The sequence below is a fragment of the Pseudomonas sp. genome (assembly GCF_036404235.1).
GTDB lineage: Bacteria > Pseudomonadota > Gammaproteobacteria > Pseudomonadales > Pseudomonadaceae > Aquipseudomonas.
The window spans coordinates 1-9,903 of record NZ_DASWOT010000132.1; the positions used below are offsets into that span (position 1 = coordinate 1).

General features: G+C 58.2%; 10 protein-coding genes and 1 tRNA gene. 6 read left to right on the forward strand and 5 right to left on the reverse strand.

Going from position 1 to position 9,903, the window contains the following annotated elements; genetic code table 11:
- Positions 1 to 10: 10 nt before the first annotated feature.
- The 5 genes from VGC62_RS16955 to VGC62_RS16975 form a co-directional block, all read right to left on the reverse strand.
- A tRNA-Phe gene (locus tag VGC62_RS16955) sits at positions 11 to 86 on the reverse strand.
- A gap of 102 nt (positions 87 to 188) precedes the next feature.
- Complete coding sequence (locus tag VGC62_RS16960; RefSeq protein WP_331188236.1) at positions 189 to 461, reverse strand: oxidative damage protection protein; 273 nt, start codon at positions 459 to 461, stop codon at positions 189 to 191.
- The gene (gene mutY, locus VGC62_RS16965) at positions 458 to 1,525 is read right to left on the reverse strand and encodes an A/G-specific adenine glycosylase (RefSeq protein ID WP_331188237.1); all 1,068 of its coding nucleotides are present in this window, start codon (positions 1,523 to 1,525) and stop codon (positions 458 to 460) included. The genes VGC62_RS16960 and mutY overlap by 4 nt, the downstream gene beginning before the upstream one ends.
- Before the next feature lie 445 nt (positions 1,526 to 1,970).
- Positions 1,971 to 4,184 (reverse strand): AsmA family protein, encoded by a 2,214-nt coding sequence (locus tag VGC62_RS16970; protein ID WP_331188238.1) that lies wholly within the window; start codon positions 4,182 to 4,184, stop codon positions 1,971 to 1,973.
- An 82-nt stretch (positions 4,185 to 4,266) separates the two neighbouring features.
- Positions 4,267 to 4,695: an acetyl-CoA sensor PanZ family protein gene (locus tag VGC62_RS16975; protein ID WP_331188239.1), complete on the reverse strand. Its 429-nt coding sequence runs from the start codon at positions 4,693 to 4,695 to the stop codon at positions 4,267 to 4,269.
- A gap of 312 nt (positions 4,696 to 5,007) precedes the next feature.
- Here VGC62_RS16975 and VGC62_RS16980 point away from each other — a divergent pair, with 312 nt between their 5' ends.
- From VGC62_RS16980 to hisF, 6 genes are all read left to right on the forward strand, one after another.
- Positions 5,008 to 6,669: an OFA family MFS transporter gene (locus VGC62_RS16980; RefSeq protein WP_331188240.1), complete on the forward strand. Its 1,662-nt coding sequence runs from the start codon at positions 5,008 to 5,010 to the stop codon at positions 6,667 to 6,669.
- 176 nt (positions 6,670 to 6,845) lie between these two features.
- Positions 6,846 to 7,439, forward strand: coding sequence for an imidazoleglycerol-phosphate dehydratase HisB (gene hisB, locus VGC62_RS16985; RefSeq protein ID WP_062379429.1), 594 nt, complete (start codon positions 6,846 to 6,848; stop codon positions 7,437 to 7,439).
- Entirely contained in the window at positions 7,439 to 8,077 is a 639-nt protein-coding gene (gene hisH, locus VGC62_RS16990) for an imidazole glycerol phosphate synthase subunit HisH (RefSeq protein ID WP_331188241.1), read from the forward strand. Before hisB ends, hisH begins: the two co-directional genes overlap by 1 nt.
- The gene (locus VGC62_RS16995; protein ID WP_331188242.1) at positions 8,077 to 8,337 is read left to right on the forward strand and encodes a DUF2164 domain-containing protein; all 261 of its coding nucleotides are present in this window, start codon (positions 8,077 to 8,079) and stop codon (positions 8,335 to 8,337) included. Before hisH ends, VGC62_RS16995 begins: the two co-directional genes overlap by 1 nt.
- Before the next feature lie 92 nt (positions 8,338 to 8,429).
- Positions 8,430 to 9,167: a 1-(5-phosphoribosyl)-5-[(5-phosphoribosylamino)methylideneamino]imidazole-4-carboxamide isomerase gene (hisA, locus tag VGC62_RS17000; protein ID WP_331188243.1), complete on the forward strand. Its 738-nt coding sequence runs from the start codon at positions 8,430 to 8,432 to the stop codon at positions 9,165 to 9,167.
- Positions 9,168 to 9,212: 45 nt separating this feature from the next.
- Positions 9,213 to 9,903, forward strand: a 691-nt coding sequence (gene hisF, locus VGC62_RS17005; RefSeq protein WP_331188244.1) for an imidazole glycerol phosphate synthase subunit HisF, incomplete at its 3' end; no start/stop codon positions are given.

Sequence of the window (9,903 nt, forward strand, 5' to 3'; positions counted from 1 at the left end):
AAACGAAAGGTGGTGCCCAGAGACGGAATCGAACCGCCGACACGGGGATTTTCAATCCCCTGCTCTACCGACTGAGCTATCTGGGCAACGGGGCGCATTAGACGTGTTTTTCAGGGGGTCGTCAAGCGAGTTTCTAAAAAAATTTGAATTATTACCGTCGCTTACGAACCGCACCGCGCAAAACCCTTTTATTGCACGGGCGGAACGTAACCTTCTGCCTTGGCGTATTCCTCGCCCGACAGGAACTTGTCCATTTCGGTCTGCAGGAATTTTCGGTCTTCGGCGTTCATCATGTTCAAGCGACGTTCGTTGATCAGCAGGGTCTGGTGTTTTTGCCAGTCGGCCCAGGCTTTCTGTGAGACGTTGTTGAAGATGTCTTCGCCTTTTGCGCCTGGATAAGGCGCGCGTTCCAGGCCTGGCAGTTCTTCTTTGTATTTACGGCACATTACGATGCGGGTCATGAGGACTCTCCTGCATTCAATACGTCGGCTGCGTTCTTGAGCAGCTTCTTCACCGGGGCAGCAAGGCCCAGGCGCGGCGGGGTGGCGAGGTTATACCAGAGCCAGTCGTCCTCGGCCACGTGATGGACGGACTCTTCGACCTGGACCAGCCACGGCTCGATGCTCAGTTGGAAGTGGCTGAACGTGTGAACCAGGCCCGGCAGGGCGTGATGTTTGCCCAGCGCGAGTGAGTGTTGCACGGCCAGATGTTGCATGTCGTCGAAGTGGTCCAGCTCTGGCAGGCTCCACAAACCGCCCCACAAACCGCTCGACGGGCGACGATACAGCAGAATCGCACCGTCGCGGTTAGCGAACATCGGCATAAGTGTGCGTTTTTGCGGGATTGCTTTACGGGGTTTGGGGATCGGGTAGCGCGTTTCCAGGCCCAGCATGTGTGCCTGGCAACCGCGCTCCAGCGGGCACAGCAGGCAACTTGGCTTGCTGCGCGTACACAGCGTGGCGCCCAGGTCCATCATGGCTTGGGTGTAGTTATTTACCCGTTGATACGGCGTAAAACGCTCGGCAGTGGCCCACAGTTGTTTAGCGACCTTCGGCTCGCCCGGATACCCCTCTTGCGCTGTGTAGCGCGCCAGAACGCGTTTGACGTTGCCATCCAGAATCGGCGCGCGCAGGCCCATGCTGATGCTGGCGATGGCGCCTGCGGTAGACAGGCCAATGCCCGGCAGCAAGATGAGTTTTTCTACGTCACGCGGGAATTCGCCACCGTGATCGGCAACGACGATCTTCGCGGCTTTTTGCAGGTTGCGCGCGCGGGTGTAGTAGCCCAGTCCGGTCCACAGGTGCAGTACTTCGTCTTCCGGCGCATCGGCCAGCGCTTGCACAGTCGGCAGCGCCTCCATGAAGCGGTCGAAGTAGTTCAGCACGGTGCTGACTTGGGTCTGTTGCAGCATGATTTCCGAGACCCACACTCGGTAGGGCGTGATGTTCTGTTGCCACGGCAGATCGTGGCGGCCGTGGCGGTCGTACCACTCCAGCACGGCGCTGGAGAATTGTTCGGGTTGCATGGGTTGTCCGGTGTCAGGGAAAGGGTTGAGGCTCGGTTGTCGCATGCCCCATAGAGACTCTGTTCCCGGTCAAGCTTTCAGCAGGTATTTTTCGCTGAGAAGCTTGACCGTATCAAATGCTTCATCGCTGCGGATGGCGTATGTCTTCAATTTGCCGGTTGATCAGTTGTACAGGCTGTGTGAAAACCACTGCGGGCTGGAAGCCATCGGCTTGACGCGCACAATACGGCGTTAAAAGCAGGCGGAAAATGCTCATTTAGAACACCTAGAGCCGGTCGCGACTCCGGCCGTTTTCCCGCCTGTTTTTGCCTTGCCTTCGCGCGCGACGTTTTCACGCACCCTGTGAGCGAACTTGTTCGCGAGGCGGCGTTTCAGACATACCGCGTTGGTGGCCTCACCAACACGTTGGTTCCTACAGATTGAAAAGCGGGTAATGATGGGCTCATCACCGCTTGAACAATCCCTTGATGGCGTCTTTGAGTTGCGGGCTGACCTTGTCGCCCAGCTTCTCGTCGATTTTTTCGCCGATGCGATCGCCCGCCAATTTAGCGGCGACTTTGCCCAGCCCTTCGTTGTCCAGACGACAGGCTTTGGCGCCCAGTTCCAGCGGGCCGCGACATTGCACCGGCCATTCGATGCCGACGTAGCGGGGGTTCACTTCGCAGGCCGGATCAGGCATGTCGCTCTTGTCACCTTCGATGACGATGCCGACGCGGTAATTCATGCCCAGCACGCGCAGGTCGAGGTCACCATCGCCATTGATCGTCAGGCCCGGTGTACGCACTTTCAGGTCCGGGTTGCTGGCGACGCCGTTGCGCAGTACCAGATTGCCGTTGAGCTGCTGAAAGGGCGTGTCCTTGCCACGCGGTTCGCCGCTTAGCGATTTGCGATTGAGCGTCGCGATGCCACGGCACAACTGCTGCTCCAGGTTGGCGTTGACCAGCACCCCATCGGTAAGCGCGAAGCTGGCGGTGCCGTTGAGGCTGTCGATCAGCGCTTTTTCGCTGTTGCCTTTGCCGGTCACGTCACTGTTGAGCGTCAACAAGCCACGCAGCGGCGGGGTTTCGCCTTGCGCCTGAATGAAGCGCTCTACCGGCACTTTGGCGATGCGCGTTTGCACGCTGGCCAACGGCACTTCGGGGCGCACGTCCAGATTGCCTTTGACCTCAAAGTTGCCGTTATAGAGATCGCCACGCAGGCTGTCGACTTTGATGATCCCGTCCAGGGCCGAGGTGTTCAGCACTGCGTTCTGGATCAGCAGTTTTTGCACGGTCAGTTGACCGAAACTCAAATCTGCATCGACATCGAGTTTGCGCATCCGCTCTAGCGGGAAGAGTCTGGCGTCGCTCCAGGCGGCCTTGGTCGGTTGATCCGGCAGCGGCGTGGTGCCTGCTCCTGCCATCGCCTGGGCTTCGCCGCCCTCGACTTCGGCCTTGCGTGCTGCGCCTGCGCTCTTGCGTTCTTCGCTTGGCGCCGGACGATAGCGGTCGGCGTTGAATGTGTCGGCCTTGAGCTGCAGGCGCAGCGATTGCTTGGCGAAATCCTCGACTGCGACCCGGCCGGTAATGGTGCTGTCATCGAGTTTCAGGGTCAGGTCGTCAAACGAAGCGCTGGTCGGGTTGGCCGCGACGCGGGTGACCATTTCAAATTTATTGAGGCTGTTGTCACCCAGCGCAGGTGCCGGTTGGCCAATGTTATCGAGGAAGTCGCGCAGGTTGACCTGTGCAATCGACAGGCCGCCGCTCAGCTGTGGTGTCTTGTCCAGATCCCGTACGTGCAATTCGCCCAGCGCACGGAGTTGGTTGGCGGACAGCTTCAGACCGTTCCATTCGGCGACGTTGGCGGCCAAATCGACTAACAGTTGGCCTTGTGCAGCGAAGGTCACCGTCTTGCCTTGCAGCGGATCGCCAGCCGCTTCGCCCGATAAACGCATGTCTTCGAACTGATAGCGTTTGAGTACTCGGTCGAAGCGCAGTTTGCCGGACAACTCGGTTTTGGTACGGACGGCCGGTTGGCTGGCGGTCAGAAACGCGGTCAGCTTGACGGGAATGTCGGTCGCTTCATGCACCGCGCCGGTGCTGATTTGAATGCTCTCGGCGGTGAATTGCCGAGCGCTGGGAATATCGTTGTATTCAATGCGTGCGTTATTCACGGTCAGGCTGTCGATGTCGAGCTTGATCGGCTGTGACGGGCGTTCAGGTTTGGCAGGAGCAGATTCATCGGCAGGCGTCGTCGTGTCGGTCGATGCACTAGCAGGTTCTTTGCCGATGTCCTGCCAATTACCGTGGCCGTTTGCGTCGCGGGTTAGCATCAGGTTCAGGCCTTCGACGCGCACGTCGCTCATCTGTACTTCTTTACGCAGCAGCGGCAGCACGCGAACAGAGAGGCCAAGCATTTGCAGATCGGCGAACGGTTTGCTTGGGTCGGTCAGGGTTGCGACGCTGGCGTCATGCAGTTCCAGTCCAAGCCAGGGGAACAGGCTCCAGCCGATATCGCCATTGAGCGTCAGCTCCACATGGGCTTTGTCGCGGGCCAGTTTACGAATCTCGTCTTTATAGTCGTTGGGATCAAATAGATGGGTCAGGGCGAAGCCGAGAGCCACGATGATCAGCAACAGCCCGAGAATAAACAGTCCCAGGATTTTGCCGAACGCTTTCATGGGCGAGTCCTTGTTGTCGAGTCGTTCAAAATTTAGCCCGCGAGTATAGCGTCCTCACGCAGGTGCAGGGCTCTGGATAGTCTTACGCGCTGCCAGTCCGAAATCCAGTTGGCGGCATGACATCCAATGGCACCCGTAACTTGTTCGCTAACGCCGTTACTTCGATTGAAGGCGCAGGTGCAAGCAAGCGTAGTTCGCATCCAGCCTGGCGTGCCAATTTGCCAGCATCTACCACCAATCGTTCTGCAACTCCCCGGCGCCGCGTGAGCTTTCGCACGCAAAGGTGGGACAGCAACCAAACCGGGTTATTACGTTGAACAAATGCAGCACCTAATAAGCGGTCGTTAAAGCGTGCTGCGATCAGGCAGTTGTCGGTCAGGCCGTATTCGATCAGTGACTGCGCATTGGTAAACGGCGAGAACAGTTGGAGCGGGGCGTCGTAGTAGATCTTCTGCAAGTCTTGCTGATCTTGATAGGTGGCAGAGTGAATCGATTCAACGACGATGGGCATCAGGGTTCCTCAGTAACACGTTTGTCTTTAGGGACAATGTGCTTGCAGATTGCTTCGCCAACAAGTCGGCTCCTACAGGTCGAGGGCATTGCCTGCGAACACATGACAGATGGCATAAAAAAGGTAGTAGCAGAGTGCTTCCTTTTACACAGTAAATGGTAGAGTTTCGCGCATCGGGGCTCATGATGCGTCGAATTGTCGCATAGTCAGGTTCTCTGCCGATAAAACAGCTGTTGCCTGCGTGCATCAAGGTTGTGGCGCAGATGTCGTCTTGCCTTGCGATACATAACTAAAAAATCAGGGGAAATAACAATGAGTACAAGTGCTGTGTTAAACGGCTCTGCCGTTCAGCCTGGATTCTTGTCCAAAGAGCGCATTATCGCGAAGCGCGGTTTCAACCGCTGGCTGGTTCCACCTGCCGCCCTCGCGATCCACCTGTGTATCGGTATGGCCTATGGTTTCTCGGTCTTCTGGCTGCCGCTTTCCAAAGCCGTCGGCATCAAGACCGCAATCGCCTGCGCACCGGACGTCGGGTTCTTCGAACAAATATTCTCGTCCACCTGTGACTGGCCGATCTCTATGCTCGGCTGGATCTACACGCTGTTCTTTATCTTTCTGGGTTGCTCTGCGGCCCTCTGGGGTGGTTGGCTGGAACGCGCCGGTCCGCGCAAGGCCGGTGTCGTATCAACGCTGTGCTGGTGTGGCGGTCTGCTTATTTCGGCGTTGGGCGTTTATACGCACCAGATTTGGCTGATGTGGATCGGTTCGGGCGTGATCGGCGGTATTGGGCTGGGCCTGGGCTATATCTCGCCGGTCTCGACCCTGATCAAGTGGTTCCCGGACAAGCGCGGCATGGCGACCGGCATGGCGATCATGGGCTTTGGCGGTGGCGCGATGGTGGGTGCGCCGCTGGCGGCTGCTCTGATGAGCTATTTCGCGACCCCTGATGGCGTCGGCGTCTGGCAGAGCTTTGTGGTCATGGCGGTGATTTACTTCATCTTCATGATCGGTGGCGCGCTGTCGTACCGTGTTCCGCCAACCGGCTGGAAGCCTGAAGGCTGGACTGCGCCAGTCAAGAAGGCCGGTAACTCGATGATCACCCACAGTCACGTACACGTGAGCGTGGCGTGGAAGACGCCTCAATTCCGGCTGGTTTGGTTGGTATTGTGCCTAAACGTTTCGGCCGGTATCGGTATCCTCGGCATGGCCTCGCCGCTGCTGCAAGAAGTGTTCGCCGGTAAATTGTTGGGCAATGAGCTGACCTTTGGTCAGTTGGATGGCTCGCAACTGGCTGCTATCGCCGCCATCGCTGCGGGCTTTACTGGCCTGTTGAGCCTGTTCAACATCGGTGGCCGGTTTTTCTGGGCCTCGTTCTCAGACTACATCGGCCGCAAAGCCACGTATTTCGTGTTCTTCGCTTTGGGGTTTCTGCTTTATGCAGCGGTTCCAACGTTGGGTCACCTGGGCAGCGTCGCGCTGTTCGTGGCGGCATTCTGCGTGGTGTTGTCGATGTACGGTGGTGGTTTCGCCACTGTTCCGGCTTACCTGGCTGATCTGTTCGGTACTCAAATGGTTGGCGCGATCCACGGTCGCCTGCTGACCGCCTGGGCCGCAGCCGGTGTACTGGGGCCAGTCTTGGTGAACTACTTGCGTGAGTATCAATTGAGCCACGGCGTTGCCCGCGCCGATGCTTATGACATCACCTTGTACATCCTCGCCGGTCTGTTGGTGCTGGGGTTTATCTGCAATCTTCTGGTGCGTCCGGTGGACGACAAGTACTTCATGACCGACGCCGAGCTGAGAGCTGAACAAGCTCTGGGCCACGATGCCGGCGCCGACCACACCACTTCCCTGGAGTGGAAAGCGGACCCTGGCACCAAGCCGCTGGCGATCCTCGCCTGGTTGGCGGTAGGCATTCCACTGGCGTGGGGCGTCTGGGTCACGTTGCAGAAAACCGCTGTGCTGTTCCACTGACAGCGGCTTGCGGCGCCTGTTCGCGACCTATTGAGTGACGTGAACAGGCACCAATCGGGTGTATCCGACCGGTTGCACCCGACTTCTTCTTCTCCCTTCCTCTGTTTACTTCATGCCAGGCGCTTTCGGGCCTATAATGCTCGCCTTTTTCGCCCAATGATTTTGCGGAGCTGGTGATGGCCGAACGTAAGGCGTTCGTCGAGCGCGACACTCTGGAAACCCAGATCAAAGCCTCGATCAACCTGGATGGCACCGGAAAGGCCCGATTCGATATCGGCGTTCCTTTCCTTGAACACATGCTCGATCAGATCGCCCGTCACGGGTTGATCGATCTGGATATCGAAAGCAAGGGCGACCTGCATATCGACGATCACCACACCGTGGAGGACGTCGGCATCACCTTGGGTCAGGCTTTCAGCAAAGCCATTGGCGATAAAAAAGGCATCCGCCGCTACGGCCACGCCTACGTTCCTCTGGATGAAGCCCTGTCACGCGTGGTCATCGACTTTTCCGGTCGTCCGGGCCTGCAAATGCATGTGCCGTACACCCGTGCCACGGTAGGTGGGTTCGACGTCGACTTGTTCCAGGAGTTTTTCCAGGGCTTCGTCAACCACGCCAATGTCACGCTGCACATCGACAACCTGCGCGGCCATAACACACACCACCAGATCGAAACCGTATTCAAGGCTTTTGGCCGTGCGTTGCGCATGGCGGTTGAGCTGGATGACCGCATGGCTGGGCAAATGCCGTCGACCAAGGGTGTGCTCTGATGCAAACGGTCGCGGTTATCGATTACGGCATGGGCAATCTGCACTCGGTGGCCAAGGCTCTGGAGCATGTGGGCGCCGGGCGAGTGCTGATCACCAGTGATGCCAATGTGATCCGTGAAGCCGACCGCGTGGTATTTCCCGGAGTCGGCGCCATTCGCGATTGCATGGCCGAGATTCGCCGCCTGGGTTTTGATGCGCTGGTACGCGAAGTGAGCCAGGATCGTCCATTCCTCGGCATCTGCGTGGGCATGCAAGCATTGATGGATCGCAGTGAAGAGAACGATGGCGTCGACTGCATCGGTGTGTTCCCCGGCCAGGTGCGCTTCTTCGGCAAAGATCTGCATGAAGAAGGCGAACACCTGAAGGTCCCGCACATGGGTTGGAACGAAGTGGCGCAGGCGGTGGATCACCCGCTGTGGCACGACATCCCCGATATGGCGCGTTTCTACTTCGTACACAGCTATTACATTGATGCGGGCAACCCTCGGCAGGTCGTCGGGCGTGGTCATTATGGTCGTGATTTCGCCGCTGCACTGGCTGACGGCTCGCGCTTCGCCGTGCAATTTCACCCGGAGAAGAGCCATACCCATGGCCTGCAATTGTTGCAGAACTTCGCTGCTTGGGACGGTCGCTGGTAATGAACAAGAAGATCAAGCCGCCGATCCTGACCCTCACGCCTGAACAGGAAGGTGAGGCCTGTCACAAGATCAAGCGCTTCATGGAGGAGCGCTTCGAGCTGGGCCTGGGCTCGTTCGAAGCGGCCGAGATTCTTGACCTGTTTACCCGTGAAATTGCTCCGCACTATTACAATCGCGCAATTTTCGATGTGCAGACGCACCTCAAAGAACGATTCGAAAGCATCGAAAGCGACGTTTGGGCATTGGAAAAAAGCAGCTGAAAGCTACACGTTTCAAGCTGCAAGAATTAGTACGCGTGCCTGCTTGCAGCTTATAGCTTGCAACTTGCAGCTCTTTTGACGAAGGAAAAAGCATGCTCATTATTCCCGCTATCGACCTTAAAGACGGTGCTTGCGTGCGTCTGCGCCAAGGCCGCATGGACGATTCCACGGTGTTCTCCGACGATCCGGTGAGCATGGCCGCCAAGTGGGTTGAAGGTGGCTGCCGCCGTCTGCATCTGGTCGATCTGAACGGCGCGTTCGAAGGTCAGCCGGTCAATGGTGATGTGGTCACTGCCATCGCCAAGCGTTACCCGCAACTGCCCATCCAGATCGGCGGCGGCATTCGCTCACTGGAAACCATTGAGCACTACATCAAAGCCGGCGTGAGCTACGTGATCATTGGCACCAAGGCAGTCAAGGAGCCCGAGTTCGTGGCCCAGGCATGCCGTGCCTTTCCGGGCAAGGTGATCGTCGGTCTGGACGCCAAGGATGGGTTCGTTGCCACTGACGGCTGGGCTGAAGTCAGCGCGATTCAGGTGATCGATCTGGCCAAGCGCTTCGAAGCGGACGGCGTCGCGGCCATCGTTTATACCGACATCGCCAAAGACGGCATGATGCAAGGCTGCAACGTACCATTCACCGCCGCGCTGGCCGCTGCCACGCGCATTCCGGTGATTGCTTCGGGCGGCATCCATAATCTGGGTGACATCCAGGCGCTGCTCGATGCGAAGCAGCCAGGAATCATCGGTGCGATTACCGGCCGTGCGATTTACGAAGGCACGCTGGATGTGGCGCAAGCCCAAGCGTTGTGCGATCTGGCGCAGCGGTGAGCATTCCAACACAGGATCGACAGATAGAAATCGGAGAATAGGCTCATGGCCCTCGCCAAACGCATCATCCCTTGCCTCGACGTCGATAACGGTCGCGTGGTCAAAGGCGTCAAGTTCGAGAACATCCGTGACGCTGGTGATCCGGTTGAAATCGCCCGTCGCTACGACGAGCAGGGTGCGGACGAGATTACCTTTCTCGACATCACCGCCAGCGTCGATGGCCGTGACACCACACTGCACACTGTTGAGCGGATGGCCAGTCAGGTGTTCATCCCACTGACGGTCGGTGGCGGCGTGCGTACCGTGCAGGACATCCGTAACCTGTTGAACGCAGGTGCCGACAAAGTCTCGATCAACACCGCAGCGGTGTTCAACCCGGAGTTCGTCGGCGAAGCTGCGGCGCGCTTCGGCTCGCAGTGCATCGTCGTCGCCATTGATGCCAAGAAGGTTTCACTGCCGGGCGAAACCCCGCGCTGGGAAATCTTCACCCACGGCGGTCGCAAGCCGACGGGTCTCGACGCCGTGATGTGGGCGAAGAAGATGGAGGACCTCGGCGCAGGCGAGATTCTTCTGACCAGCATGGATCAGGACGGCATGAAGAACGGCTTTGACCTGGGCGTGACTCGCGCCATCAGCGATGCACTGGGCATCCCGGTGATTGCATCTGGCGGCGTCGGTAATCTTGAGCACTTGGCTGCTGGCGTGCTTGAAGGTCACGCCAGTGCGGTATTGGCTG

What these genes read in the sequence shown, in the direction of transcription:
- VGC62_RS16980 (WP_331188240.1), top strand. Translation starts at nt 5,008, where the DNA reads ATGAGTACAAGTGCTGTGTTAAACGGCTCTGCCGTTCAGCCTGGATTC.
- hisH (WP_331188241.1), top strand. Translation starts at nt 7,439, where the DNA reads ATGCAAACGGTCGCGGTTATCGATTACGGCATGGGCAATCTGCACTCG.
- VGC62_RS16995 (WP_331188242.1), top strand. Translation starts at nt 8,077, where the DNA reads ATGAACAAGAAGATCAAGCCGCCGATCCTGACCCTCACGCCTGAACAG.
- hisA (WP_331188243.1), top strand. Translation starts at nt 8,430, where the DNA reads ATGCTCATTATTCCCGCTATCGACCTTAAAGACGGTGCTTGCGTGCGT.
- hisB (WP_062379429.1), top strand. Translation starts at nt 6,846, where the DNA reads ATGGCCGAACGTAAGGCGTTCGTCGAGCGCGACACTCTGGAAACCCAG.
- VGC62_RS16960 (WP_331188236.1), bottom strand. Translation starts at nt 461, where the DNA reads ATGACCCGCATCGTAATGTGCCGTAAATACAAAGAAGAACTGCCAGGC.
- mutY (WP_331188237.1), bottom strand. Translation starts at nt 1,525, where the DNA reads ATGCAACCCGAACAATTCTCCAGCGCCGTGCTGGAGTGGTACGACCGC.
- VGC62_RS16970 (WP_331188238.1), bottom strand. Translation starts at nt 4,184, where the DNA reads ATGAAAGCGTTCGGCAAAATCCTGGGACTGTTTATTCTCGGGCTGTTG.
- VGC62_RS16975 (WP_331188239.1), bottom strand. Translation starts at nt 4,695, where the DNA reads ATGCCCATCGTCGTTGAATCGATTCACTCTGCCACCTATCAAGATCAG.